The following is a 25705-nucleotide window of genomic DNA, read 5'->3' as shown; positions in this document are numbered from 1 at the left end:
GCGCATTAATTTCTCCACGAAATACTTGCGTACGGATAAATTGGTTGGCCGAATTTATACACGAAATGCTATGAATCAATCCAATGATATAGCGTCAAAACGTGGAGCTTTACAAAGGGCTGTGGCTGACGCGGAAACAATTACTTCTCGTAAAAATTTTTTATTCTGATAGCGACGTCAATATTTGCCCAGTGCAATTCGTTTTCCTTGTGCAGACTGCTGCTGCCATCTTCCCAGGAAACGTAATACGACACGATGTCGTGCTCTGATTCAAAAGTATTCATCACGGTACCTTTGATATCGCCAGATCTGTGTTTAACGATGCTGCCTTTAGGGAACTTCATACTTCCTCCCGTAATGCGAACGACGATCTCCGTCATAACAAACCGATAGCCTTCTGAAAGGTTAGACCTTTTTACAGCGTGATGTACAGAGTGACGTGACTGAAAGTGAGGATAAAGTGTGAGCAATGACTTCCGCCAGACAGGAAGATGTCTGGCGGAGGAGGAAGGTCGTTATGGCTTGCGGGCGATGAGCAAGGCGCGGCGAGGAGCCGGATAGCCTTCGATAGTTTTGGTCGGATCATTCGGGTCGAGGAATTCAGCCAGTGATTCGCTGGTCATCCAGTCGGTACGGCGCTGTTCTTCAAGTGTCGTGACGCTGACATCCGCAATACGCACATCCACAAAGCCGCATTTGATCAGCCAGTTTTTCAGGGCTTCAGCAGAAGGGATGAAATAAATATTCCCCATCTGCGCGTAACGGTCACCCGGCACCAGGACCTGCTCGCTGTTACCTTCGACAACCAACGTTTCGAGCACCAGTTCCCCTTCGCTGACCAGCTGATTTTTCAGTTGCAGAAGATGATCTAATGGCGAACGGCGGTGATACAGCACGCCCATAGAAAAAACGGTGTCGAAAGCGTTCAGCTCGGGTAATTGTTCGATGCCCAGCGTCAGCAAATGTGCGCGCTGATCGCCCCCCAGTAATTTACGCACGGCCTCGAACTGACACAGGAACAACTGCATCGGATCGATACCCACCGCCAGATGTGCTCCTGCACCAATCATGCGCCACATGTGATAACCGCTGCCGCAGCCGACATCTAAAATCGTGCGGCCAGCAAGGGAGGAAATGTGCGGCAAAACGCGATCCCATTTCCAGTCAGAGCGCCATTCAGTATTGATTTCAACGTCGTACAGCGAGAATGGTCCTTTGCGCCATGGCATCATATTACGCAGCAGGTTTTCAATCCCTTCGCGCTGACCGGCAGGCAAAGGGACTTCCATATTGGCGCTGACGCTGTGCAACAAATCCAGACGTTCCGGCTGCAACAGCGGCAAACGATCCACCGAGTTAAACCACAGTTTGAATTTGCCGTGCAGAGATTCTTTCTGCCACGCGGTCAGTTGCGAAGGCAAAGTATTGAGCCACGGACTTAACGGCCCTTTGGCGATAACGCGATAAAAATCACCGAAATCAATCATTGTGCTTCTCCGGCTTTCAGCGCAATCAGTGAGCCGAAGTTAAAACACTGGAACCAGACTTCCGTGTGCTGGAAACCGGCCTGATGCAGGCGGGCTTTATGCGTTTCGACGGAATCGGTCAGCATAACGTTTTCGAGCATGCTGCGTTTCTGGCTGATTTCCAGCTCGCTGTAGCCGTTCGCACGTTTGAAGTCGTGATGCATATTGAACAACAGTTCGCCGACGTCTTTGTCTTCGAAGCTGAATTTTTCTGACAGCACCAGCGCCGCGCCCGGACGCATGCCCTGATACACCTGATTCAGCAAACGCTGGCGGTCAGCCGGTTCGAGGAATTGCAGGGTAAAGTTGAGCACTACCATCGAGGCATTTTTCAGCTCGATATCGAGAATATCGGATTCGATCACGCTGACCGGTGTATCCGCGCGGAAAGCATCAATGTGACGACGGCAGCGTTCCACCATGGCGGGAGAGTTATCGACAGCAATAATTTCGCAGCCCGGCACCTTAATGTTACGACGCATCGACAGCGTGGCAGCACCCAGCGAACAGCCCAGATCATAGACGTTGGAGTCGGGCTGAACGAAGCGCTCGGCGAGCATGCCAATCATCGAAATAATGTTGGAATAGCCCGGAACAGAGCGTTGGATCATGTCAGGGAAAACTTCCGCGACGCGTTCATCGAACGTCCAGTCGCCAAGCTTATCTATAGGTGCAGAAAACAGCGTATCGTGGTTTGCCATAGCGGTGAGTCAGGCCAAAAAGAATGTGGGTAAAAAGTTGAGGGCAGATTTTAGCAGATACTGGCGCAGGCAGATACCTGCGCGCCTGGGAGTTGTTTCAAAAGGGCATCAAATCTGTCTGGCAAATGTTCCGTGCTCAGTCAAAGTTGAGGAATTGCGACCACGGCAGATAGATAATATTGATCACGACCATCAGCACCAGAGAAATATAGGTGGCAGCCATGCCATTACGGCGCCAGGCAAATTCGCGGTTTTTCAGCCCGTAATAATGGAATAACCGGCCGAGGATCAGTAACAGGCCGCAGGCGTGTACAGTCCATATCGCCGCGCCGTTCATTTCCATATACAACAATAATAAACAGCCAATCGGCAGATATTCTACAGCGTTGCCGTGTACACGTATGGCGGTTTGTAATTCGTAGGATCCGCCGTCGCCGGTGGCGATACGGTATTGCATCCGCAGACGGACAACATCGAAAGAGAGTTTGATCAAAAGTATGGCGGCAAGCACGACATATAACGCGCTAATCATGATGACTTCCTTGGTTATTCCCTGTATCCCGGCGGAACAGCACTGATTTTCCGCTGCGTAGCCATGATAACGGGAAGGCATAAAACTGTCGTCAGAAAAACCTGAATATTCTTAGAACAACGCATCCTGCTCCGGCCAGTCCGGCGCGGGCTGGACCGAAGGAATGTGCTGACGCAGATCCTGCCACAGGTAGCGTGCCTGCTGGGGCGCGTCGGAACAATCGGGCGTATGAATAAACAGATACGGTGACAATCCCTGTGATTGCCAGTCGTTGAGTTTTGCAATCCACTGGCCGAACAGTGGACGGTTTGCCTCAAGACTGTCGCCGCCGATAAAGCGGACAATCGGGCGGGAGGATGTCGCCAGCGCGTGCAGCGGCAATATCGGTTTTTTGCGTTTGGCTTCGAGCACCGCTTCGGTGGTGGAGGTTGAGCTGTGAACCGGGCGACTGTCAAGGATCGCACGATTAATGCCGCGCAGATGTAATCCCTGATTCAGCGCCCGTTCTTCCTCACCTTTATTGAAGAAATCCGCATGGCGCACTTCAACGCCGTAATCGAAACCGGCGGGCAGGGCATCAAGAAATTGCCACAGGCGATCAAGATGTACGGGCGCAAATGCGGCAGGAAGTTGCAGCCAGAGCTGGCCGATGCGTTCACCGAGCGGTTCGAGCGTGCGGTAAAACATATCGACGTCTTCCTGACAATTCGCCAGTGCGGCTTTATGGCTGATGATGGAAGGAAATTTAAAACAAAAACGGAAAGACTCAGGCGTCATATCACGCCAGCGCATCACCACTTCCTGTTTGGGCAGGGCGTAAAACGTGGTATTGCCTTCGACGCAATTGAAGTACCGCGCGTAATCGGCCAGATCACGCAAACCCACCTGTGTCCAGGCGCTGTGATGCCATTGCGGTAAACCAATATACATATCGATGCTCCCTTTTCCGGGCCAAATCCCAAATAAAACGCCGCCTCAGCGGGCGGCGTTCAGGCATGAAAATCAGGGTAACGTTACTCTGGCAACGCGGCAAGCACTTCGGCAGTGGAACGGACACGGCTGATACGCGGGAAAATAAACTGCATGCTGGACTGATGATGGTCATTGTTGTGTGCGCTGCACGCATCTTCTGCGATCACCAGTTCATAGCCATGTTCCCAGGCATTACGGGCCGTAGATTCCACGCCGATGTTGGTGGAAATACCGGCAAGCACGATGCTTTTAATGCCGCGGCGGCGCAGTTGTAAATCCAGATCGGTGCCGTAAAACGCGCCCCACTGACGTTTGATCACCAGCAGATCGCTGTCGGTTACGCCCAGTTGTTCCGGGAATTCCCACCAGCTTGCCGGTAAACCGCCTTCCGGCGCAGCCGCAGGGACATCAACCGGTTGTTTCAGCGCTTCGTCAAAAGAGTCAGACCAGCCCACGCGCACCATGACGACCGGCGCACCCAGTTTACGGAAACGGGTTGCCAGTTCAGTGGCATTATCCAGCACCTGCTGTGCGGTGTGCGGGCCGCCTGCGAACGGTAAAATTCCTTTCTGTAAGTCAATCAGTACCAGCGCGGTGTTTTTTGGATCAAGTTTCATGTTTAGCTCCCGGTTTTCAAAATGGGTAATGAGAGAAAGGAATCATTTAGTGCGTGTACAAAGGGGATTGCGTGAGTCTATGCTAGCGCGGGGAGCAAAAAGATATAATTTTGTTAAATTATGTGTAGCCAGCAACACGAGTGAATTTCCGCGCCAGCGTTGACGTGTTCGCACTTATCCTTCGCCGGAAATTCCTTTATAATAGCCGCCTTTTTTCGACCTGAATAAAACCCATTCCGTGCGCTGCTGAGTTTTGCGGCGGGCGACCAGAGTCAATAACCGTTTCTGTGCCTGTGAGCCATGAGGCCGGGTAGTGGGATCAAAAGGATACCGTTATGCGTACTGTATATTGTGGAAAACTGAATGCGTCCAATGTGGGCCAGGAAGTAACATTGTGTGGCTGGGTTAACCGTCGCCGCGATTTGGGTGGTTTGATTTTCATCGATATGCGTGACCGCGAAGGCATCGTTCAGGTTTTCTTCGACCCCGATCAGGCAGAAGCCTACAAGCTGGCGTCTGAACTGCGTAACGAGTTCTGCATCCAGTTAACCGGCACCGTGCGCGCACGCCCGGAAAGCCAGTTCAATAAAGACATGGCGACCGGTGAAGTGGAAGTGTTCGCCAGTAATCTGAACATTATCAACCGTTCAGAATCGCTGCCGCTGGACTCCAACCACGTCAACACTGAAGAAGCGCGTCTGAAATACCGCTATCTGGATTTGCGTCGCCCTGAAATGGCTAACCGCCTGAAAGCGCGTGCAAAAATCACCAGCTTCGTACGCCGTTTCATGGACAGCCATGACTTCCTCGACATCGAAACTCCGATGCTGACCAAAGCTACACCGGAAGGCGCGCGTGACTATCTGGTGCCAAGCCGTGTGCACAAAGGTAAGTTCTACGCCTTGCCGCAGTCTCCTCAGCTGTTCAAACAACTGCTGATGATGTCTGGTTTTGATCGTTATTATCAGATCGTAAAATGCTTCCGTGACGAAGATTTACGTGCTGACCGTCAGCCTGAATTCACCCAGATCGATGTGGAAACCTCTTTCATGAGCGCCGAACAAGTGCGCGAAGTGATGGAGAAACTGGCCCGTGAACTGTGGCAGGAAGTGAAAGGCGTGGATCTGGGCGACTTCCCGATCATGACCTTCGCAGAGGCCATGCGTCGCTACGGTTCTGATAAACCGGACCTGCGCAACCCGATGGAAATGGTGGATGTTGCGGACCTGATGAAAAACATCGAGTTCAAAGTGTTTGCTGATCCGGCCAACGATCCGAAAGGCCGCGTGGCTGCATTGCGCGTTCCGGGCGGTGCCTCCCTGAGCCGTAAACAAATTGACGAATACGCCAAATTTATCGAAATCTACGGTGCGAAAGGCCTGGCTTATATCAAAGTGAATGAAGTGGCGAAAGGCCTGGAAGGTATCCAGAGCCCGGTGGCTAAATTCCTGAATGAAGAACTGCTGGCTGCCCTGATCGCACGCACTGGTGCACAGGATGGCGACATGATTTTCTTCGGCGCAGCCAGCGCGAAGATTGTGACTGACGCGATTGGCGCACTGCGCCTTAAAGTCGGCCGTGACCTGAAAATCACTAAAGAAGACATGTGGGCTCCGCTGTGGGTGATCGACTTCCCGATGTTTGAAGACACTGACGAAGGCGGCCTGAGCGCTATGCACCACCCGTTCACTGCACCAAAAGACATGAGCGCAGAAGAACTGGCAGCGAACCCGGTTTCTGCTATCGCTAACGCCTACGACATGGTGATCAACGGCTACGAAGTGGGCGGCGGTTCTGTGCGTATTCACCGCAGCGAAATGCAGCAGACCGTGTTCAGCATTCTGGGTATTAACGAGCACGAACAGCGCGAGAAATTCGGCTTCCTGCTCGACGCCCTGAAATACGGTACGCCTCCGCACGCCGGTCTGGCATTTGGTCTCGATCGTCTGGTGATGTTGCTGACCGGCACGGATAACATCCGTGACGTGATCGCCTTCCCGAAAACTACCGCTGCGGCGTGTCTGATGACCGAAGCGCCAAGTTTTGCCAACCCTGCGTCGCTGCTGGAACTGGGCATTGCGGTTGTGGCGAAAAAAGAAGTGACACCAGACACAAATACAGAGAATAACTAATGAGCTATAAGCGTCCTGAGTCGATACTGTGCGTCATCTACGCCAGAAACACCGGCAGGGTGCTGATGCTTCAACGAAAGGATGACCCGAATTTCTGGCAGTCGGTGACCGGCAGTCTGGAAGACGGGGAATCCCCAAATCAAACCACGCAGCGTGAAGTCATGGAAGAGGTCGGTATCGACATTGCAGGTGAAAACCTGACTCTGCAGGACTGCCATCGCTGCGAGGACTTTGAAATATTTGCGCATTTGCGCCATCGCTATGCTCCCGGTGTGACCCGCAATAAAGAACATTGGTTCTGTCTGGCGTTACCCGACGAGCGTGATGTGGTTCTCACCGAACATCATGCGTACCGGTGGCTCGATAAACTGGCAGCGGCAGCGCTGACAGTCTCCCCGAGCAACCAGCAGGCGATTGAAGAATTTGTAAACTATTCGGTCTGTTAAGACTTTAGACTTTTTGGAGATATTTATGGCAGGTCACAGTAAGTGGGCCAATACCAAGCACCGCAAAGCGGCGCAAGATTCTAAACGCGGCAAAATTTTTACCAAAATCATTCGTGAGCTGGTTACCGCTGCGCGTCTGGGTGGCGGCGATGCGGGTTCAAACCCACGTCTGCGTGCGGCTATCGATAAAGCGCTGTCCAACAACATGACCCGCGATACCCTCAACCGGGCTATCGCACGTGGCGTGGGCGGTGACGAAGACACCAACATGGAAACCATCATTTATGAAGGTTACGGTCCTGGCGGTTCAGCCATCATGGTTGAATGTCTGAGTGATAACCGCAACCGTACCGTGGCAGAAGTGCGTCATGCCTTCACCAAAACCGGTGGCAATCTGGGTACCGACGGTTCCGTGGCTTATCTGTTCTCCAAAAAAGGCGTGATCACTTTCGCTCCTGGCCTGGACGAAGATGTGCTGATGGAAGCCGCGCTGGAAGCGGGTGCTGAAGACATCATTTCTTACGATGATGGCGCTATTGATGTCTTTACTGCCTGGGAAAATCTGGGCGAAGTGAAAGACGCGCTGGAAGCCGCCGGTTACAAAGCCGATTCCGCTGAAGTCACGATGATCCCATCGACCAAAGCCGACATGGATGCAGAAACTGCACCTAAACTGTTGCGCCTGATCGACATGCTGGAAGATTGTGACGATGTGCAGGAGGTTTACCACAACGGTGAAATCTCCGACGAGATCGCAGAAACCCTGTAATCTCAGTGCCGCCGGTGGCTACCACCGGCTGGCTATCCTGTTGTCCCTCAGCAGTTTATACTCTCCCCAACTTCCCAAAAAAACGACAACACAAGGCGTTGACTGGCTATGGCTATTATTCTGGGGATCGACCCCGGTTCGCGTATTACCGGCTATGGCATTATCCGCCAGACAGGGCGTCAGCTCAGCTATCTCGGCAGCGGCTGCATCCGCACCGTGGTGGACGATATGCCGGGACGTCTGAAACTGATTTACGCCGGTGTGTCGGAAATCATTACGCAATTTCAGCCTGATTTTTTTGCCATCGAATCCGTGTTTATGGCGAAGAACGCCGACTCCGCGTTAAAGCTCGGGCAGGCACGCGGTGCGGCAATTGTCGCTGCTGTCAATCAGGATCTGCCGGTGTTTGAGTATGCGGCGAGGCAGGTCAAACAGACCGTGGTCGGTACCGGTGCGGCAGAAAAAGCGCAGGTTCAGCATATGGTGCGGTCAATCCTGAAATTACCGGCTAACCCGCAGGCCGATGCCGCCGATGCGCTGGCAATTGCCATAACGCATTGTCATATGAGCCAGAATGCTATCCGGCTCAGCAGTGACAAATTACAGATGGCGCGCGGACGTATGCGATAGACGCCGCAAGTCCATTAGGCTGGATATCCATCCAGCCTTTTTTATGATATAAACATCGCTGCTTTTGACCTGATAAGGAAAATGAACGTGATAGGCAGACTACGAGGCATTATTCTGGAAAAACAGCCCCCTTTGGTGCTGCTTGAAACCAACGGCGTGGGCTATGAAGTGCATATGCCGATGACCTGTTTTTATGAATTGCCGGAACTGGGTCAGGAAGCTATCATCTTCACGCAATTTATCGTCCGTGAAGATGCCCAGTTGCTCTACGGATTTAACGATAAACAAGAGCGCGCGCTGTTCCGCGAGCTGATTAAAGTCAACGGCGTTGGGCCGAAGCTGGCGCTGGCGATTCTGTCAGGCATGTCGGCGCAGCAGTTTGTCAGTGCGGTAGAAAAGGAAGAAATCACCGCATTAATTAAGTTACCTGGCGTCGGTAAGAAAACCGCAGAACGCCTGGTCGTCGAAATGAAAGACCGGTTTAAAGGATTAAACGGTGATCTATTTAACAATCATACTGATATCACGCTACCTGCATCGGCGTCGAAAGCTAAAGAATCTGACGCCGAAGGCGAAGCCGTTGCAGCGCTGATATCCCTCGGATATAAACCACCGGAAGCCAGCCGCATGATCAGCAAGGTGGCCAAACCGGGCGCAGAATCTGAAACGTTGATTAGAGAAGCGCTGCGCGCAGCGCTGTGAGGTAAACGATGATTGAAGCTGACCGCCTGATTTCTTCCGAAGTTTTCAGTGAAGAAGAGGTCATTGACCGTGCGATCCGCCCGAAGTTGCTCAGCGAATACGTTGGACAGCCGCATGTGCGTTCGCAAATGGAAATCTTTATTCAGGCGGCTAAGCAACGCAAAGATGCGCTCGATCACCTGTTGATTTTCGGACCGCCGGGACTGGGTAAAACCACGCTGGCCAACATCGTGGCGAACGAGATGGGCGTGAATTTACGTACCACGTCGGGGCCGGTGCTGGAAAAAGCCGGTGATCTGGCCGCGATGCTGACCAACCTCGAGCCGCATGATGTGCTTTTTATTGATGAAATCCACCGTCTCTCACCGGTCGTCGAAGAAATTCTCTATCCGGCGATGGAAGACTATCAGCTGGATATCATGATTGGTGAAGGTCCTGCGGCACGCTCCATCAAACTCGATTTACCGCCGTTTACCCTGATTGGTGCGACGACCCGCGCCGGTTCCCTGACGTCACCGTTACGTGACCGTTTCGGTATCGTACAGCGTCTGGAGTTCTATCAGGTGGCTGATTTGCAGCACATCGTCGGGCGTAGCGCCTCCTGCCTTGGGCTGGAGTTGTCGGAAGAGGGCGCGCATCAGATAGCCCGCCGTTCACGCGGAACGCCGCGTATCGCTAACCGCTTATTACGTCGTGTGCGTGACTTCGCGGAAGTGAAAGGCGACGGTACCATTAATGGTGATGTGGCTAACGGCGCGCTGGATATGCTGGATGTTGATGCCGAAGGTTTCGATTACATGGACCGCAAACTGTTGCTGGCCATTATCGATAAGTTCAGCGGCGGGCCGGTCGGGCTGGATAACTTAGCCGCGGCGATTGGCGAAGAGCGCGAGACGATTGAAGACGTCATCGAACCCTTCCTGATCCAGCAGGGGTTTATTCAGCGCACACCGCGCGGGCGTATGGCGACCAATCATGCGTATAAGCATTTCGGTATTGCCAGAGAATCTGAGTAACAGATCTCCTGAGCATAAAAAAACGGACGCCCTGAGCGTCCGTTTTGCTTTCCGTCATCAGGTATTAACGACTGACTTCACAGCGGCTGACCATCCGCCAGTTACGTGGCAACTCGCGTACTTCACCCGCCAGAATCACCTTTCCTGTTGCATGAATATCGGCGCTTGAAGAGCCCACCTGAACTTCAACAGAACCCGGTTCGACGATGCGCTTACCGGTGTGACTGGTGAAATTCAGCATATCGGTCGGAATGCTGAAACTGAGCGTCGCAGTTTGTCCGGCATCCAGTTCAACGCGTTCAAAGGCTTTGAGTTCCTGCATCGGGCGTACCAGTGATGCCACACAGTCACGCAGATAAACCTGCACCACCTCGCTGCCCGCCTGATTTCCGGTATTGGTGACTTTGATTTGTACTGCAATATCGCCATTTTCGATGGCGACCGGTTGCTGATTGAGTTGCAGGTCGTGATAGCGGAACGTGGTGCCGCTCAGCCCGAAGCCAAACGGGTATTTTGCGCCAAAGTGGAAGGCGATCGGCGTGCCGCCACTTTTCAGTTTGTGATTGTAGTAATACGGCATCGCACCGGCGCTTTTCGGTACGGAAACCACCAGCCGCCCGGACGGAGCCTGTTTGCCACTGATAATGTCGCTGATGGCGCGTCCCCCTTCCTGTCCGGGGGCAAATGCCATCAGGTATCCGGCGACTTTTTCTTCCAGCCCGCCAAGGGAATACGGACGACCGCCGGTCATTATCACAATGGTCGGTTTGCCGGTTGCGATCACGGCTTCCAGCAACTGCTGCTGAACGCCCGGCAGTTGCAGGCTGTCTGTATCAGAGCCTTCGCCGACAGTACCGCTCTGGAATAAACCGGCCAGATCGCCGACAAACACCAGTGCGACGTCACTTTCCTGCGCCAGTTTTACGGCCTGCGGGATCAGCGCGGTGCTCTGAGACACCGGCGAGCTTTGCATGGGTGTTGCGGCATCGCCGGGGAATACCGGCGCACCTGCCGTACGTTTTTCGAGAATATGGCAACCTTTGGTATAACGGATATTTTGCTCACCATAGGCCTCGCGTAATGCCTGTAATGGCGTAATGATCTGTTCCGTCTGCGCCTGCATTTCGCTGATGATCAGATGCACCGGGAAACTGTAACCGCTGAGCAACGCCAGCGGATCATCTGCCGTCGGGCCGATCACCGCGATTTTTTGGCCGGATGTGGGTTTCAGCGGCAGGATGCCATTATTTTCCAGCAGAGTGATTGAGCGGACCGCGGCTTTCCAGGCCAGTTCCCGCGTGGCAGGTTGCTGAAGCTGCGGCTCAGGCTCAATGGCGTAAGGCTGTTCAAACAGGCCAAGGCGAAATTTTTCAGTCAGCACGCGTGCGACAATTTCGTCAATTTTCGCCATATCAATCAGGCCACGCGAAACGGCATCCGCCAGATGTTGTGCGCAGTCACCTTTCGGTAATTCAATATCCAGACCCGCATTGAACGACAGCGCGGCGGATTCGGCATCGTCATGGCTGACACCGTGATGCTGATGCAGCAGGCTGACACCACCGTAATCGGCAACAATCAGACCGTCGAACCCCCATTGTTCACGCAAGATTTCGGTCAGCAGGAAGTGATCGCTGTGGCAAGGCTGACCATCAATGTCGTGATATGCAGGCATCACCGAACCGGCATTCGCCAGCTTCACCGCCATCTCAAACGGCAGCAGGAAAGTGTCATTCAGCTCGCGAAAACCAAGATGAACCGGTGCATGGTTGCGCGCCCCTTCGCTGAAAGAGTGCCCGACATAATGTTTCAGCGTGGCCAGCAGATCCCGCGCTTCGCCCTGTAATCCGCGCACGTAAGCGGTCGCCATCACGCCGACCAGATACGGGTCTTCACCAAAGGTTTCCTCGGTACGTCCCCAGCGCACATCGCGCGACACATCCAGAACCGGTGCCAGCCCCTGATGACAACCAACGCTTTGTGCTTCCTGACGGATAGCACCTGCAATTTGCTCCATCAGTTGCGGATCCCACGTTGAGGCGTAGCTCAGGGACGAGGGAAACAGTGTGGCGTCTTTGCACAATAAGCCGACCAGACATTCTTCGTGGAACATCGCCGGAATACCCAGCCGGGTGTCTTCTACCAGCGTTTTTTGCAGCCGGTTCAGCGCCTGTACGCCTTCTGCCGGGCTGACCACGTGCGTGCCGAGCGGACGGGTGATTTGCCCGGCGCCAAGTGCCAGTTGCTGTTCCAGCGCCTGACTCTGTTTGTGACCAGAAAAATCATCGCTCAGATCGGTACGTTCTTTGTGATTGCCATCGCTGTCGAGGATCAGCCAGAACGCATGCATCTGCGCGAATTTTTCCTCCGGCGTCATGCGTGCCAGAAGATCGGCGACGCGGCGGGCAACGGGCTGTGAAGCATCCTGATAAAGATAAGTCATCTTACATCTCCTTGATTAATCAAAGGGCGTGAACCGCTGAGCACGGGGTCATCGTCGCCCCCGAAAGAACGTCGCGTTGCGAGGGATAAGGCGATAGTTTGCATGGTGCGGCTGTTGAGTTTGTAGGTAAAAAGCAGCGCGGCCATCAGCAGGAATAACGCACAGGGCACCAGTGTGAACAGTGAATTGATGGTCAACATCACCGAAGCACTTTGCGTGGCGCCGTTTGGCAGGTAACCGACCATACCAAGCACCCAGCCGACGATGGCACCGCCCAGTGCCAGCCCGAATTTGATGGCAAACAGCGCAGTGGAGAATACCAGCCCGTCAAGCCGGCGGCCGGTGCGGGATTCTTCGTGATCCACAACGTCGGAGAACATCGTCCATTGCAGCGGCGTGGTCAGGTTTTGGATAAAACTGAACACAAGATTCAGGGCGAAAATAAGACTGACGGAAGGGGAGGGAATAAAGAAAATCGCTGCATTACACACCACAAAAGTCAGAATTGTCCATTGATAGGATTTAATCCGGTCGAATTTACCCAGTATTTTCTCAGACAATAGTGCGCCAAATAACGAGGCGATCATGCCAAAAACAATAAAATTAAAAATCAGATCCGGGCGGCCTAGCACATATTTCACATAATACATGGTGGCGGAACCACGGATAACGACGGCACATAATAGTAAGATATTAAAAATAAAAACAATGCGCCATTGTGAGTTATTCCACAGTAATTTCAGGTCGCCCAGCATTGAACCGGAGGTGTCATTGCGCGGTTGATAACGCTCACGCGTCAGTGCGAAACAACAGAAAAATAATACGATACCGAGTAATCCCATCAGGCTCATGGCATAGAAATAGCCTTTCTGCGGGTTACCTGCGCCGAGTTTTGCCACCAGCGGCAGGGCGATCACTGTCACCACCAGACCCCCGACAAATGACAGTCCGAAGCGCCACGACTGCAGCGAATGGCGTTCGCGCGGGTCGAGTGTTAACGCCCCCGGCATGGCACAATACGGCACATTGATGGCGGAATACACCAGGCTGAGTAATGTATAAGTGACTGCTGCATAAATAATTTTACCGGTCGGTGATATGTCTGGTACATAAAATGTGATCAGGCAACATACCCCAAACGGTATTGCAAACCACAGCAGCCACGGACGGAATTTCCCGTAGCGTGTTGTGGTGCGATCAACCAGCGCACCGATGCAGGGATCTACGCAGGCATCCACGGCGCGTACCACTAAAAATAGTGTGCCCATGATCGCGGCGGGTAAACCAAAAACATCCGTGTAGAAATAAGCGAGAAATAAAGTCGCAGTTTGCCAGACCAGCGCACTGGCCATATCGCCGAGTCCGTAGCCAATCTTATCTTTTACTGAAAGAACCGGAGTGATCACCATTATTTGTTACCTGCTTTCTGTAAGGAGAGATAACCGACGGAAAATAATTCATGTCTTTAACGGAAAAAAAGATAAACAGCCTGGGAAGTAAAATGGTGCCAAAAGTATTGTGAATAGAACTCAGGTAAACAATTGAGGAAATGAATATGCAATTTACGTTTTTTGATTTTGTTTTTTATTTGTGAACGGGATCAAACTGACGGCGGTGTTTGCTTCATCGGCGCGGGGATCCGGACTGGCAAAGGCCCGCGTTGAGCGGGATGCCATCTCCGTTGAATGGGCTGAGACAGGGGGGTTATCACTCTTCCTGCCAGCGGAAATAACCGGTCACCGCTTTTAATGCGGCGGGTAACTGGCGGTGGCCGGGGTAATAGAGAAAGAATCCGGGAAAGGTGACCGACCAGTCTTCAAGCACCCGGATCAGCTTACCTTCCGCCACCAGCGCATCATGTTCAGCACTCTGCGCGCTGTACACCAGCCCGATTCCATCGAGCGCAATGCGGGTCATCATGCTGACGCTGTCGACCACCAGCGGCCCGCTGACGGGCACGGTAATCTGTCGCCCATTTTTTTCGAACTCCCAGCGGTACAGCGAACCGCTGGCAATTTCCCGACGCCCAATGCAGGCATGGTTTTTCAAATCGGCAGGCGTTTGTGGTTGCGGGCAGCGGGCGAAATAATCCGGCGAACCGTACACCGCAGAGTGAAAATCGGCGGTCAGACGTACCGCACTCATGTCCTGCTGAACATCGCCCCGGATGCGTACGCCTGCATCAAACCCCTCACTGATGATGTCCACGAAACCGTCATTGGTGGCAAGTTCCAGGGTGATATCCGGGAACGCCTGACAAAATTTGGGCAACTGCGGCAGGAAAACCATGTCAGCAGCGATGCGTGGCGTATTAATACGCACCGTGCCTTTGGGTATCCCCCGTAAAGCGTTCACTTTCTCCATCGCATCAGAGATGACTGATAATGCCGGCACCACTTCCGCCAGCAATGCGTAACCCGCTTCGGTGGGCGATACCTGCCGCGTTGTGCGGTTCAGCAATCTGACGCCCAGACGCTCTTCCAGCGAACGTAAGGAATGGCTCAGCGTTGAAGCGGTTAAATTTAGCCGCGCCGCGGCTTTGCGGAAACTCTTCTCTTCCGCTACGGCGACAAATGCTCTCAGTTCTCCGAATTCGTGGGTGCGCATCAGTTTCCTATTGATGAATAAAAGCCAGTAAAGCATGCGATATAACATGGCTTATTCACAATAATCAATGCGCTTATAGTCAGGCCTCGGTTTGGAAAATTCATCAACGGAGAAAAATATGTCGCAAACATTACGGTTACAGGGGCGGGTTGCGCTGGTCACGGGCGGTGGCTCAGGCATCGGGCGGGCAGCCGCACTGGCGTTTTCACGCGATGATGCGAAAGTCGTGGTGGCAGGAAGACGGGAAACGGCGCTCCAGGAAACGGTGATGATGGTCCGTGAACGGGGCGGTGATGCCCTGGCGGTGCCGGCCGATGTGTCAGACAGCGCACAGGTCCGGCATCTTATTGCCGCGACGCTGGCGCATTACGGGCGACTGGACGCCGCGTTTAATAATGCGGGTGTGGAAGGTTTTGCGCCAGTCAGTGACATGACAGAAGCGGAATTTGACCGGGTGATTGCCACCAATCTGAAAGGCGTCTGGCTGTCAGTGAAATATCAGCTGGAAGCCATGACCGCCGCAGGGCGTGGCGGTGCGATTGTGAATACCTCTTCCTGGCTGGCGCACGGAGCCAGTATTGGCTCTGCTGCGTATTCCGCCAGCAAAGGCGGGCTTGACGCGATGATTCGCGCTATAGCGCTGGAAACCGGTGCGCAGAATATCCGCATCAATAACGTTAATCCCGGCATTATCGATACCCCGATGGCGCGGCGGATGGGCGCAAATGAAGAAACGCTGATCCCTTTTGTACGCCTGACACCCGCAGGGCGCGTGGGCGAACCGGCAGATGTCGCGGATGTTGTGGCGTGGTTGTGCAGTGATGAAGCGCGATTTGTGACCGGTCAGAATCTGCTGGTCGATGGCGGATGTACGGTGGCGGGGCTGCGTTAGTCAGGACAAAAAAGACCGAGGCTCAGGGACGGGCGTCAGTCTGCACAAAGTCTGAAGCCGATCACAGTTTCATCATCCGGCGGATATTACGACTTGTTTCTGTTTCCGATTCGCCCGAGAATCCGTTTCAGAAAGCAGGATTGTTACTGTCTGACAGGCAAAACCTAAACTTCTCGTTTCTTCGTGTATGACGAAGAGACCGGACGTTTAGGTTTTTTTTTGGCCTGAATTCAGGGGCAGGCCGCCCCTTTGCAACGCAACGGCAATGTCGTGCACGACGCCCTTACTCTGATGAGATGACACTATGGAATACAGAACATTAGCCGACGAAATTCTCCGCGGAGTGGGCGGAAAAGACAACGTCAACAGTGTGGTGCATTGTGCCACCCGTTTACGCTTCAAGCTAAAAGATACCCGCAAAGCCGATGCTGCCGGGCTGAAAGAAAATCCGGGTGTGATCATGGTGGTCGAGAGCGGTGGTCAGTTTCAGGTGGTGATTGGTAATCACGTCGGTGCCGTCTATGAAGCGCTGGTGAAAGGCAGCGCGCTTTCTGACAGCAGCGATGACGACAGGGGTGATAACGGCAGTGTGTTTGCCCGTGCGATAGATGTCATCTCCGGCATTTTCACGCCGTTTATCGGCATTATGGCGGCATCGGGGATCCTCAAAGGTTTTCTGGCACTGGCGCTGGCCTGTGGCTGGATGGTGCCGGAAAGCGGTACCTATAAAGTCTGGTTCGCCGCCAGCGACGCTATGTTTTATTTCTTCCCGCTGGTGATCGGTTATACCGCCGGTAAAAAATTCGGCGGTAATCCGTTTGTGACCATGATGATTGGCGGCGCGATGGTGCACCCGCTGATGATCGCCGCATTTGATGTGCAGCAGTCCGGCGCGCACAGCGAGCATTTCTTAGGCATCCCGCTGGTCTTTATCAATTATACCTCTTCGGTCATTCCGGTGATTCTGGCCGCGTGGGCATCGAGCTGGCTGGAAAAGCAGTCGATGAAAATTTTACCCGGCGCGCTGCGTAACTTCATCACACCGCTGATCTGCCTGATGGTGATTGTGCCGCTGACATTCCTGGTTATCGGGCCGGTCGCGACCTGGGCCAGTCAGCAACTGGCCCATGGCTACCAGTTTGTTTATCACGTCAGCCCGATGGTCGCCGGTGCCTTTATGGGCGCACTGTGGCAGGTCTGTGTGATCTTCGGTCTGCACTGGGGGCTGGTGCCGTTGATGATCAACAACTTCAGCGTGCTCGGCCATGACACCATGCTGCCGCTGTTACTGCCTGCGGTGATGGGACAGGTTGGTGCGGTCGCGGGTGTGATGCTGCGGACCAAAGATGTCCGTACCCGAGCATTGTCAGGGTCGGCGATCAGCGCCGGGATTTTCGGTATCACGGAACCGGCGGTGTATGGCATCACCCTGCCGCATCGGCGTCCTTTTATTTTCGGCTGCGTCGGCGGTGCGCTCGGCGCTGCGGTGCTCGGTTACTTCCAGACCACGGCGTATTCCTTCGGTTTCCCCAGTGTCTTCACGTTTACCCAGATTATTCCGCCCACTGGTTTTGATAAAACGGTGACCGCCGGGATTGCCGGCACCCTGATTGCGCTGTTGTTTGCCGCACTGGCGACTTATTTCTTCGGTGTAAAACAAGAAGCGGTCGCGCCGGAAGTCAGCGAAAAGGCCCAGGCCGATGCGTTACAGGCGCCGCGCGGCAAAACGCTGATCGCCAGCCCGATGAGCGGACCGTGTATCGCACTCGACACAGTGAAAGATCCGACATTCGCCAGCGGCCTGCTGGGTAAAGGTGTGGCCATTGTGCCTGTCGCCGGAAGGGTGGTCTCACCGGTAGACGGCACGGTGGTTTCACTGTTCAAAACCCATCACGCCATCGGAATTGAATCGGCAGACGGCGCAGAAATTCTGATCCACGTCGGCATCGATACGGTGAAGCTCGACGGCAAATTCTTTACGCCACACGTTGACGTCGATGCGGTGGTGAAGCAGGGCGATTTGTTGCTGGAATTCGACGTGCAGGGGATCACTGATGCCGGTTACGACCTGACAACGCCGGTGCTGGTCACCAACAGCGACGATTATCTCGACGTCATTCCGGCCTGTGTCGGACAGGACGCCAGCGAACAAACCCTTTTACTGACTTTATTACGCTAACGAACAGAGCCAGGAGGTTCATATGAACAAGCCATTTCCAAACGGATTTTTATGGGGCGGAGCCGTTGCCGCTAATCAGGTTGAAGGGGCTTACCTGACCGACGGTAAAGGCTTATCCACATCGGATCTGCAACCGCAGGGTGTTTTCGGCCCGGTGCAGGAACGCACGGAAGGGGATTTCGGCGTGAAAGATGTCGCCATCGATTTCTACCACCGTTATCCGCAAGATATGAAATTGTTCGCTGAAATGGGTTTTACCGTATTGCGCACCTCAATCGCCTGGACGCGTATCTTCCCTCAGGGGGATGAATCGCAGCCGAACGAAGCGGGGCTGGCATTCTACGATCGCCTGTTTGATGAGATGGCAAAATACGGTATTACACCGCTGGTGACGCTTTCTCACTACGAAATGCCGTACGGCATCGTAAAAAAACACGGTGGCTGGGGCAGTCGTGACACCATCGGTTTCTTCGAGAATTACGCCCGCACGGTGTTCACCCGTTATAAAGATAAAGTCAAACACTGGCTGACCTTTAACGAAATCAATATGTCGCTGCATGCGCCGTTTACCGGCGTCGGATTGCCGGAAGACAGCAGCAAACAGGACATCTATCAGGCCATTCACCATCAACTGGTTGCCAGTGCCAAAGCGGTAAAAGCCTGTCACGAGATCATTCCTGACGGCAAAATCGGCAATATGCTGCTTGGCGGAATGCTGTATCCGCTGACCTGCAAACCGGCCGATATGATGGAAACCTTGCAGCAGAACCGCGACTGGTTATTCTTCGGCGATGTTCAGGTGCGTGGCGCGTATCCGGCTTATATGCCGCGTTTCTTTAAAGACCGCGGCATGGAAATTAATATTACTTCTGAAGATAAAGCCGCGTTGAAAGAAACCGTCGACTTTATCTCATTCAGTTATTACATGACCGGTTGTGTCACCACGGATGAAGAACAAAATATTAAAGCGCGCGCCAATATATTAAATATGGTGCCGAACCCGCATCTGCAAAGTTCCGAATGGGGATGGCAGATTGACCCGGAAGGGTTGCGCTTCTTAATGAATGAGCTTTATGACCGTTATCAGAAACCGCTATTTATTGTGGAGAACGGTTTAGGCGCGCGCGATAAAGTCGAAGCTGACGGCAGCATTAATGATGATTACCGCATTCAGTACATCAATGACCATCTGGTTCAGGTGCGTGAAGCCATTGAAGACGGCGTGGAAGTGATGGGTTACACCAGCTGGGGACCGATTGATCTGGTCAGCGCCTCGAAAGCGGAATTCTCCAAGCGTTATGGTTATATCTATGTAGACCGCGACGATCAGGGCAATGGCACGCTGGAGCGCCGCCGTAAGAAAAGTTTCTTCTGGTATCAGGAAGTGATTAATTCAAACGGTGCGTCATTAACATCCTGATCTGATCTGATCTGGTCTGAAGGGACTTAAGGCCATCGTCACGTTTTGAGGGCAAAATTTACGTCTGACTGAGGATCGGATCTGGTAAAGTCATCAGGCAGATCCCAAGACTGCGGCAGACAAAACCTGATCATCCATACGGACGATCAGGTTTTTCTTTTCAGGGAGTTACAATGAAAATCGCCAAAATACTCAATAATAATGTGGTGGTTGTCGTCAGCGGGCAGCAACGCGAACAGGTGGTGATGGGACGCGGGCTGGCGTTTATGAAGAAAGCCGGGGATGAGCTGGATGAAAGCAAAATCGAGAAAATTTTTGCCCTGCAGAATGACGAACTGGTCGCGCATCTGACGGAGTTGCTGTCGCATATTCCGATGGAAGTGATGACCACCTGTGATCAGATTATTTCGCTGGCGCGGGGACGGCTGGGGAAATTGCAGGAAAACCTGTATATCGCACTCACCGATCACTGCAATTTTGCCATCGAACGGCAGAAGAAGGGCGTGCCGGTCAGCAATGCCTTGCTGTGGGAAACCCGCCGTCTGTACCCGAAGGAATATGCCCTCGGGCTGGAAGCGCTGGAGATCATCGATTCGCGCCTCGGCGTGCGATTGCCGGTGGATGAAGCCGGTTTTATTGCCCTGCATCTGGTCAATGCGCAGCTTAACGGCGAAATGCCGGAAGTGGCGCAGATTACCCGCGTGATGCAGGAAATCCTCAATCTGGTGAAATACCAGCTGCGTATTGAATACGACGAGGAGTCGCTGAGCTACCAGCGCTTCGTCACCCATCTTAAATTCTTCGCCCAGCGGATGCTCAGCCGCACGGTGGTGGCCGACGATGACATGACCCTGCACGTGGCGGTAAAAGAAAATTACCCACAGGCGTGGCTGTGCGCGGAAAAAATCGGCGATTATCTGGCCGCGCAATATCAGCGCGAACTGACCACGGAAGAAATTATGTATCTCTCCATTAATATCGAACGGGTGAGAAAAGAGTGTCTGCCGAAAGAATCGTCCTGAGCGCACGCAAGCGCAAAATTTGCTGCGCGAAATATGACTGTTCACAATTTTTAATGACGGTTTTTTTTGCCACGGTTAGTGAGAACAGGTAGCATCCTTCGCCGTTATTGCACCAAAACAGTTCCGGCTAAAAAAACTACAGTGGGTAAACCCCATAAACGGCGAGGCTTGCAATCGTTTGCTTGCAGCACCCGGCGTCAGGTGAAGGTTATTTTGGAGAACAACTCATAATGAAGTCTCATAAAAAAACGGCAGAGGCGAAGCACGCGGCTAAACGGCGCTGGCTGGACTCTCACGATCATGGTTATCACAAGAGTATGGGCAACCGTCAGGTTCAGATGATTGCCATTGGTGGTTCTATCGGTACCGGTCTGTTTCTCGGCGCGGGTGCGCGTTTACAGATGGCGGGTCCGGCGCTGGCTATCGTGTATGCGGTGTGTGGTATTTTCTCATTCTTTATCCTGCGTGCACTGGGCGAACTGGTTTTACACCGTCCGACCAGTGGCAGCTTCGTATCCTATGCCCGTGAATTCCTGGGTGAAAAAGCGTCTTACGTAGCAGGCTGGATGTACTTCCTGAACTGGGCGATGACCGGCATTGTCGATATCACCGCAGTGGCTCTGTACATGCACTACTGGGGAACCTTCGGTGATGTTCCGCAATGGATGTTTGCGTTGGGTGCACTGGCGATAGTGGCAACCATGAACATGATCGGCGTGAAGTGGTTCGCTGAGATGGAATTCTGGTTTGCGCTGATCAAAGTGGCGGCGATTGCTATCTTCCTGGTGGTTGGCGTGGTGTTCCTCGGCACCGGCAAACAACTGGACGGTAACACCACCGGTCTGCATCTGATCACCGACAACGGCGGTATTTTCCCGCACGGTTTGTTACCGGCGCTGGTTCTGGTGCAGGGCGTGGTCTTTGCCTTTGCGGCCATTGAGCTGGTCGGTACGGCGGCGGGCGAAACCAAAAATCCGGAAAAAGTGCTGCCGAAAGCCATTAACAGCGTGATCTGGCGTATCGCTTTGTTCTACGTCGGCTCCGTGGTGTTACTGGTGCTGTTGCTGCCGTGGAATGCCTATCAGGCGGGCCAAAGTCCGTTTGTCACCTTCTTCAGCAAGCTGGGCGTGCCTTACATCGGTACCATCATGAATATCGTGGTTCTGACCGCAGCGCTCTCGAGCCTCAACTCCGGCTTGTATTCCACCGGTCGTATTCTGCGTTCCCTGTCGATGGGCGGTTCAGCACCGAAATTCATGTCGAAGATGAGTGCGCAGCAGGTGCCGTACGCCGGTATTCTGGTCACTGTCGGCATTTATGTGATCGGTGTAGTGCTCAACTATTACGTGCCTTCGCAGGTGTTTGAGATTGTCCTGAACGTCGCCTCACTCGGCATCCTCAGTTCATGGGCTTTCATCATTGTCTGTCAGATGAAACTGCGTACTGCGATCAAAGAAGGTCGTGCGAAAGACGTTTCCTTCAAAATGCCGTGGGCACCGGTGACCTCGTGGCTGACGCTGGCCTTCCTGGCGGGCGTTCTGATCCTGATGGCGTTTGACTACCCGAACGGCACCTACACGGTGGCGACCATTCCGGTGCTGATCATCCTGCTGGTACTGGGCTGGATGGGTCTGCGCAAACGTGCTGCTGAAGTGCATGCCGAACAGGCTGCGCAGGAAGAAGCACATCAGGAAAGTATTGAAGCGAAGTAATTCGTTTCGCAGATTCCAGCAAAGGGCTGCCGTCATGGCGGCCCTTTTTCATTCCTGCCCGTAAAAAATCTGAAACAGCCACAATGTCTCTTTCCTTTGACTAGGCTTATTCTTTTATGATGAGAGGCAAACCTATGTTGAAGATTGTTTTACAAATATTTTCCAGCCCGGAAAAATTTCTCGGATTGTTCAGTGCCGCAGACATGGAAAATACTCTGGAAGAGGGCGAGCGTATTCTGATTGATGAAAACGGTACGGCATCAGTCAATCCGGCTAATCAGGAGATGCAGCAAGACTTTGCCCGCCACGTCAAACGCATGAGCGTGCTGTAATGGCGACAGCCGTTTTCATGGTGTTAATGGTCTGCGGCTACTGGTATACCACCCGCGACATTTCATCGCGCTTCAAACTTAAACGCACCTTTGGCTGGGACGTCTATTTTCTGGTGGCGCTGTATGGCTGTATTTTTGTCCTGCAGGGTGTACTGGTCATAGCACTGCTATATCTGGCGCTGTGGGGGATTTCCGGTGTTATCAACTGGCTGCCCGCCTTGCCGCATCTGCATCAGGATGTGCACTACCAGCGTGATTTCATTAACTGGAGTTTCTTAGGCATTCAGGCACCGGTGGTGATTATGCTTGCCGTCTCCGTGATGCTGTGTCTGGTTCGCACTACCTGGTCACCGGGCTTGCGCCTTAATACTGCCGGACGCAGAGAGTTGTACAAACAACTTACCCGCGCCAACGGCGTGGAAGGGCTGTTATATCAGTGTATGGAAGAGGGCGATATGGTATTCATCACCCTGCAGTCGCGGCGTGTTTATATCGGCATGGTGCATACCGCAAGGTGTGAAACAAGTTCGTCGGACAATGTGGTCGTGATCCCGATGGTCAGCGGTTATCGCGATAAAGACACACTGGAGCTGCGCGTTGAGCATAATTATGCCCGCTATTATCAGGAACATGGCATCACGCCGGTGTCAGATCCGGTGAGCGCGCTGAAGTTTCGTAAGGTGATTTTACTGAGCCAGATAGAAACGCTGTCGCTGTTTGACCCGTCAAGTGCCTGTGCGTTTGAGAAGCTTATTCCGCTGGTTGAAGAAGAAATGGCCCGGAAAATTGGTGAGAAGGACGCCTGAAATAAGGCGTCCTGCATGCATTACACGATAGTGAAGCTGAAATCACTCAGACCTTCGATGCCGCCGGTGATCACATCACCGCGCACTACCGGACCCACACCTGCTGGCGTACCGGTATAGATCAGATCACCGGGCTTGAGTTCAACCGCCTGAGAGAGATAGCTGATGACGTCCGCTACCTGCCAGATCTGGTCGCTCAAATCACCGCGCTGACGTTTTTCACCGTTCACATCGAGCCAGATTTTACCGGCAGCCGGATGACCTGTCTGACTCACGGGTTGCAGCGGATTCGCCGGTGCGGAATCATCAAACCCTTTGGCGAAATCCCACGGACGTCCCAGTTTCTTGGCCTGCGCCTGAATATCACGACGGGTTAAATCTACGCCCACGGTATAACCCCAGACGTGTGACAGTGCGTCTTCAGCGGCAATATCTTTACCGCCTCTGGCAATCGCAACGACCAGTTCTACTTCATAATGCAGATCGTCGGTCAGCGTCGGGTACGGCACATTGCCGCTGGCGGGAACCACGGCATCAGCCGGTTTGCCAAAAAAGAAAGGCGGTTCGCGGTCAGGATCATGACCCATCTCACGGGCGTGCTCGGAATAGTTACGGCCAACACAATACACGCGGCGCAACGGAAAGCGGGCGCTCTGGCCTTCGACGGCGAGAGACGGAACTTCGGGTGCAGCAATTACATATTCAGTCATCGTATTCACTTCACAAAGTTATCGAATTAACATATTTGCAAAGCGAATCAACATTGACCAGTAAATTTATGTTACTGGTCAATGTGTCACTGTCAGGCCTTGTAACGCGGTGCGGCGTGAGCCTGCAGGAAGTTCGGTACCATTGCACTGCGCAGGGCATCAAATTCATCCCACTGTTTTTCGTCCTGCAATGGCGGAATGGTGATTTTTTCTTTGCGGTCAAAGCCCAGCAAGGCGGCATCCACCAGTTCACCCACTTCCATTACACCCGGCACTTCATCGATATTTTTGCCCGAACGTTCCCAGATTTCTGTACGCGTTGCGGCAGGTAATACGGCCTGAACGTACAGACCGCGCTCGGCCATTTCAAATTGCAGCGTCTGGCTGAAAGTCAGCACAAAGGCTTTGGTGGCGGAATACACCGCAGATTGCAACTCTGGCGTCAGCGCCATCACGGACGCGATATTAATAATCGCCCCGTCTTTATGCTTGATCAGACCGTCGAAAGCGACGCGTGAAAGACGCGCCACCGAGGTGACGTTCAGGGTGATCAGATTCCCGATGGCGTCGGCATCGCTGTTTTCAAAACCGGCTTTCAGCGAAGCCCCGGCGTTATTGATCAGCAGGGAAATCTGCGGTGTTGCACGGATAAAATCCTCAACGCGTGCCAGATCTTCGCTGCGGGTTAAGTCTGCGGGTAACACGGTGATTTTTACGCCGGTTTCATCCTGCAGGCGTTCAGCCAGTGCTTTCAGGCGCGTTGCATCACGGGCAACCAGCACTAAATCATAACCGCGTTTCGCCAGACGGTCGGCGTAAGTGGCCCCGATGCCGCTTGATGCGCCGGTGATTAAGGCCACGGACTGAGTGCGAATTGTATCTGACATAGTAGAACCTCGGTGTTGGATAGGGTGGTTTAATAATAAAACCAGGTGATTTTTAGCACTGGTGGTTTTATAATGCAACCAGATTTTTTAAACCGCATTGAGCAGGAAGTGCCATGAAACGAACCCGTCTGGAAAACACGCCTTGTCCGGCTGGCCGCGCGCTGGATCTCATCGGTGACTGGTGGACGTTGCTGATTGTCCGCGATGCGATGTACGGCCTCTCACGATTCAGTGAATTTCAGCGCAGTCTGGGGGCGGCGAAGAACATTCTCAGCTCCCGCCTGAAAGCGCTGGTTGCCGAAGGCATTATGAAGATTGAACCGGCGGCAGATGGTTCGGCGTATCAGGATTACGTGCTGACGGAAAAAGGGCTGGCGCTGCAACCGGTGCTGGTTGCGCTGGGGCAGTGGGGAAGTGAATATCTGTTTGAAGCCGGCGAAGCCTGCACGCAACTGGTAGATATCGAAAATCGCCAGCCGCTGCGTAAGCTGGAAATCCATGCGCAGGACGGGCGGGTGCTCGAAAGCCGGGATATAAAGGCGATTATTCCTGAATCTTGATCGAGAATTCGGTCGACTCCCTCCCCTGCGAAGGGGTGGGTTGGGGTGGGGTATTAAAGTTAAATCAATAAGTTGAAGTTTACTTAAACGAG

At 53.3% G+C, this 25705-nt stretch carries 25 protein-coding genes; 14 read left to right on the top strand and 11 right to left on the bottom strand.

The window, feature by feature from the left end:
• Window positions 1-140: 140 nt before the first annotated feature.
• From HGO41_RS08200 to HGO41_RS08175, 6 genes are all read right to left on the bottom strand, one after another.
• A complete protein-coding gene (locus HGO41_RS08200) occupies window positions 141-344 on the bottom strand; it encodes a hypothetical protein (protein WP_013575027.1) in 204 nt (67 codons plus the stop codon).
• 171 nt (window positions 345-515) lie between these two features.
• Window positions 516-1487 carry a tRNA 5-methoxyuridine(34)/uridine 5-oxyacetic acid(34) synthase CmoB gene (gene cmoB, locus HGO41_RS08195; protein ID WP_250980949.1) on the bottom strand — a complete coding sequence of 324 codons (972 nt, stop codon included), beginning with the start codon at window positions 1485-1487 and terminating at the stop codon, window positions 516-518.
• A complete protein-coding gene (cmoA, locus tag HGO41_RS08190; RefSeq protein ID WP_013575029.1) occupies window positions 1484-2227 on the bottom strand; it encodes a carboxy-S-adenosyl-L-methionine synthase CmoA in 744 nt (247 codons plus the stop codon). The genes cmoB and cmoA overlap by 4 nt, the downstream gene beginning before the upstream one ends.
• Window positions 2228-2363: 136 nt before the next feature.
• A complete protein-coding gene (locus HGO41_RS08185) occupies window positions 2364-2759 on the bottom strand; it encodes an MAPEG family protein (protein WP_013575030.1) in 396 nt (131 codons plus the stop codon).
• Window positions 2760-2870: 111 nt separating this feature from the next.
• Window positions 2871-3689 carry a DUF72 domain-containing protein gene (locus HGO41_RS08180; protein WP_250980948.1) on the bottom strand — a complete coding sequence of 273 codons (819 nt, stop codon included), beginning with the start codon at window positions 3687-3689 and terminating at the stop codon, window positions 2871-2873.
• A gap of 83 nt (window positions 3690-3772) precedes the next feature.
• Complete coding sequence (locus HGO41_RS08175; RefSeq protein WP_112198650.1) at window positions 3773-4348, bottom strand: hydrolase; 576 nt, start codon at window positions 4346-4348, stop codon at window positions 3773-3775.
• 335 nt (window positions 4349-4683) lie between these two features.
• Here HGO41_RS08175 and aspS point away from each other — a divergent pair, with 335 nt between their 5' ends.
• The 6 genes from aspS (at window position 4684) to ruvB (ending at window position 10043) form a co-directional block, all read left to right on the top strand.
• A complete protein-coding gene (aspS, locus tag HGO41_RS08170; protein ID WP_112151804.1) occupies window positions 4684-6480 on the top strand; it encodes an aspartate--tRNA ligase in 1797 nt (598 codons plus the stop codon).
• Window positions 6480-6926, top strand: coding sequence for a dihydroneopterin triphosphate diphosphatase (gene nudB / locus HGO41_RS08165; protein WP_013575034.1), 447 nt, complete (start codon window positions 6480-6482; stop codon window positions 6924-6926). Before aspS ends, nudB begins: the two co-directional genes overlap by 1 nt.
• Before the next feature lie 25 nt (window positions 6927-6951).
• Window positions 6952-7695, top strand: coding sequence for a YebC/PmpR family DNA-binding transcriptional regulator (locus tag HGO41_RS08160; protein WP_013575035.1), 744 nt, complete (start codon window positions 6952-6954; stop codon window positions 7693-7695).
• 108 nt (window positions 7696-7803) lie between these two features.
• Window positions 7804-8325: a crossover junction endodeoxyribonuclease RuvC gene (ruvC, locus tag HGO41_RS08155; protein ID WP_013575036.1), complete on the top strand. Its 522-nt coding sequence runs from the start codon at window positions 7804-7806 to the stop codon at window positions 8323-8325.
• An 87-nt stretch (window positions 8326-8412) separates the two neighbouring features.
• Entirely contained in the window at window positions 8413-9027 is a 615-nt protein-coding gene (ruvA, locus tag HGO41_RS08150) for a Holliday junction branch migration protein RuvA (protein WP_013575037.1), read from the top strand.
• Between the two features lie 8 nt (window positions 9028-9035).
• A complete protein-coding gene (ruvB, locus tag HGO41_RS08145; protein ID WP_037034899.1) occupies window positions 9036-10043 on the top strand; it encodes a Holliday junction branch migration DNA helicase RuvB in 1008 nt (335 codons plus the stop codon).
• 64 nt (window positions 10044-10107) lie between these two features.
• Here ruvB and HGO41_RS08140 read toward each other — a convergent pair whose 3' ends face one another.
• From HGO41_RS08140 to HGO41_RS08130, 3 genes are all read right to left on the bottom strand, one after another.
• Window positions 10108-12486, bottom strand: a complete 2379-nt coding sequence (locus HGO41_RS08140) for a glycoside hydrolase family 3 N-terminal domain-containing protein (protein WP_250980947.1) — start codon at window positions 12484-12486, stop codon at window positions 10108-10110.
• Window positions 12483-13895, bottom strand: a complete 1413-nt coding sequence (locus HGO41_RS08135) for an MFS transporter (RefSeq protein ID WP_250980946.1) — start codon at window positions 13893-13895, stop codon at window positions 12483-12485. Before HGO41_RS08135 ends, HGO41_RS08140 begins: the two co-directional genes overlap by 4 nt.
• A 298-nt stretch (window positions 13896-14193) precedes the next feature.
• Window positions 14194-15093 (bottom strand): LysR family transcriptional regulator, encoded by a 900-nt coding sequence (locus HGO41_RS08130; protein WP_131638811.1) that lies wholly within the window; start codon window positions 15091-15093, stop codon window positions 14194-14196.
• A 118-nt stretch (window positions 15094-15211) separates the two neighbouring features.
• Here HGO41_RS08130 and HGO41_RS08125 point away from each other — a divergent pair, with 118 nt between their 5' ends.
• From HGO41_RS08125 to HGO41_RS08095, 7 genes are all read left to right on the top strand, one after another.
• Entirely contained in the window at window positions 15212-15985 is a 774-nt protein-coding gene (locus HGO41_RS08125) for an SDR family NAD(P)-dependent oxidoreductase (protein WP_250980945.1), read from the top strand.
• 304 nt (window positions 15986-16289) lie between these two features.
• On the top strand, window positions 16290-18164 hold the full coding sequence (gene bglF / locus HGO41_RS08120; RefSeq protein WP_250980944.1) for a PTS beta-glucoside transporter subunit IIABC: 1875 nt from the start codon (window positions 16290-16292) through the stop codon (window positions 18162-18164).
• Window positions 18165-18186: 22 nt separating this feature from the next.
• Window positions 18187-19584 (top strand): glycoside hydrolase family 1 protein, encoded by a 1398-nt coding sequence (locus HGO41_RS08115; protein WP_015689682.1) that lies wholly within the window; start codon window positions 18187-18189, stop codon window positions 19582-19584.
• Window positions 19585-19757: 173 nt separating this feature from the next.
• Window positions 19758-20606: a transcriptional antiterminator BglG gene (bglG, locus tag HGO41_RS08110; protein ID WP_015689683.1), complete on the top strand. Its 849-nt coding sequence runs from the start codon at window positions 19758-19760 to the stop codon at window positions 20604-20606.
• Between the two features lie 230 nt (window positions 20607-20836).
• Window positions 20837-22318, top strand: coding sequence for an L-asparagine permease (ansP, locus tag HGO41_RS08105; RefSeq protein WP_131638813.1), 1482 nt, complete (start codon window positions 20837-20839; stop codon window positions 22316-22318).
• A 134-nt stretch (window positions 22319-22452) separates the two neighbouring features.
• Entirely contained in the window at window positions 22453-22650 is a 198-nt protein-coding gene (locus HGO41_RS08100) for a hypothetical protein (RefSeq protein ID WP_013575048.1), read from the top strand.
• Complete coding sequence (locus tag HGO41_RS08095; RefSeq protein WP_015689685.1) at window positions 22650-23456, top strand: hypothetical protein; 807 nt, start codon at window positions 22650-22652, stop codon at window positions 23454-23456. The genes HGO41_RS08100 and HGO41_RS08095 overlap by 1 nt, the downstream gene beginning before the upstream one ends.
• A 20-nt stretch (window positions 23457-23476) precedes the next feature.
• On the opposite strand, the gene HGO41_RS08090 is transcribed toward HGO41_RS08095, so the two are convergent.
• Both HGO41_RS08090 and HGO41_RS08085 read right to left on the bottom strand, forming a co-directional pair.
• Window positions 23477-24166: a fumarylacetoacetate hydrolase family protein gene (locus HGO41_RS08090; RefSeq protein ID WP_013575050.1), complete on the bottom strand. Its 690-nt coding sequence runs from the start codon at window positions 24164-24166 to the stop codon at window positions 23477-23479.
• A gap of 92 nt (window positions 24167-24258) precedes the next feature.
• A complete protein-coding gene (locus HGO41_RS08085; protein WP_015689686.1) occupies window positions 24259-25053 on the bottom strand; it encodes an SDR family NAD(P)-dependent oxidoreductase in 795 nt (264 codons plus the stop codon).
• Between the two features lie 113 nt (window positions 25054-25166).
• Between HGO41_RS08085 and HGO41_RS08080 the strand changes: the two genes are divergently transcribed.
• Entirely contained in the window at window positions 25167-25613 is a 447-nt protein-coding gene (locus HGO41_RS08080; RefSeq protein WP_013575052.1) for a winged helix-turn-helix transcriptional regulator, read from the top strand.
• Window positions 25614-25705: the final 92 nt, after the last annotated feature.

Origin of the sequence: Rahnella sp. CG8, assembly GCF_023701875.1 — a bacterium.
GTDB lineage: Bacteria > Pseudomonadota > Gammaproteobacteria > Enterobacterales > Enterobacteriaceae > Rahnella > Rahnella aceris.
Note: the sequence above shows the minus strand (reverse complement) of the source record. Positions and strands in the feature narration are given on the sequence as shown.

Excerpts from the sequence above, each read along its gene's own strand:
- HGO41_RS08200 (WP_013575027.1), bottom strand. The coding sequence starts at position 344 with ATGAAGTTCCCTAAAGGCAGCATCGTTAAACACAGATCTGGCGATATC.
- cmoB (WP_250980949.1), bottom strand. The coding sequence starts at position 1,487 with ATGATTGATTTCGGTGATTTTTATCGCGTTATCGCCAAAGGGCCGTTA.
- cmoA (WP_013575029.1), bottom strand. The coding sequence starts at position 2,227 with ATGGCAAACCACGATACGCTGTTTTCTGCACCTATAGATAAGCTTGGC.
- HGO41_RS08185 (WP_013575030.1), bottom strand. The coding sequence starts at position 2,759 with ATGATTAGCGCGTTATATGTCGTGCTTGCCGCCATACTTTTGATCAAA.
- HGO41_RS08180 (WP_250980948.1), bottom strand. The coding sequence starts at position 3,689 with ATGTATATTGGTTTACCGCAATGGCATCACAGCGCCTGGACACAGGTG.
- HGO41_RS08175 (WP_112198650.1), bottom strand. The coding sequence starts at position 4,348 with ATGAAACTTGATCCAAAAAACACCGCGCTGGTACTGATTGACTTACAG.
- aspS (WP_112151804.1), top strand. The coding sequence starts at position 4,684 with ATGCGTACTGTATATTGTGGAAAACTGAATGCGTCCAATGTGGGCCAG.
- nudB (WP_013575034.1), top strand. The coding sequence starts at position 6,480 with ATGAGCTATAAGCGTCCTGAGTCGATACTGTGCGTCATCTACGCCAGA.
- HGO41_RS08160 (WP_013575035.1), top strand. The coding sequence starts at position 6,952 with ATGGCAGGTCACAGTAAGTGGGCCAATACCAAGCACCGCAAAGCGGCG.
- ruvC (WP_013575036.1), top strand. The coding sequence starts at position 7,804 with ATGGCTATTATTCTGGGGATCGACCCCGGTTCGCGTATTACCGGCTAT.
- ruvB (WP_037034899.1), top strand. The coding sequence starts at position 9,036 with ATGATTGAAGCTGACCGCCTGATTTCTTCCGAAGTTTTCAGTGAAGAA.
- HGO41_RS08140 (WP_250980947.1), bottom strand. The coding sequence starts at position 12,486 with ATGACTTATCTTTATCAGGATGCTTCACAGCCCGTTGCCCGCCGCGTC.
- HGO41_RS08135 (WP_250980946.1), bottom strand. The coding sequence starts at position 13,895 with ATGGTGATCACTCCGGTTCTTTCAGTAAAAGATAAGATTGGCTACGGA.
- HGO41_RS08130 (WP_131638811.1), bottom strand. The coding sequence starts at position 15,093 with ATGCGCACCCACGAATTCGGAGAACTGAGAGCATTTGTCGCCGTAGCG.
- HGO41_RS08125 (WP_250980945.1), top strand. The coding sequence starts at position 15,212 with ATGTCGCAAACATTACGGTTACAGGGGCGGGTTGCGCTGGTCACGGGC.
- bglF (WP_250980944.1), top strand. The coding sequence starts at position 16,290 with ATGGAATACAGAACATTAGCCGACGAAATTCTCCGCGGAGTGGGCGGA.
- HGO41_RS08115 (WP_015689682.1), top strand. The coding sequence starts at position 18,187 with ATGAACAAGCCATTTCCAAACGGATTTTTATGGGGCGGAGCCGTTGCC.
- bglG (WP_015689683.1), top strand. The coding sequence starts at position 19,758 with ATGAAAATCGCCAAAATACTCAATAATAATGTGGTGGTTGTCGTCAGC.
- ansP (WP_131638813.1), top strand. The coding sequence starts at position 20,837 with ATGAAGTCTCATAAAAAAACGGCAGAGGCGAAGCACGCGGCTAAACGG.
- HGO41_RS08100 (WP_013575048.1), top strand. The coding sequence starts at position 22,453 with ATGTTGAAGATTGTTTTACAAATATTTTCCAGCCCGGAAAAATTTCTC.
- HGO41_RS08095 (WP_015689685.1), top strand. The coding sequence starts at position 22,650 with ATGGCGACAGCCGTTTTCATGGTGTTAATGGTCTGCGGCTACTGGTAT.
- HGO41_RS08090 (WP_013575050.1), bottom strand. The coding sequence starts at position 24,166 with ATGACTGAATATGTAATTGCTGCACCCGAAGTTCCGTCTCTCGCCGTC.
- HGO41_RS08085 (WP_015689686.1), bottom strand. The coding sequence starts at position 25,053 with ATGTCAGATACAATTCGCACTCAGTCCGTGGCCTTAATCACCGGCGCA.
- HGO41_RS08080 (WP_013575052.1), top strand. The coding sequence starts at position 25,167 with ATGAAACGAACCCGTCTGGAAAACACGCCTTGTCCGGCTGGCCGCGCG.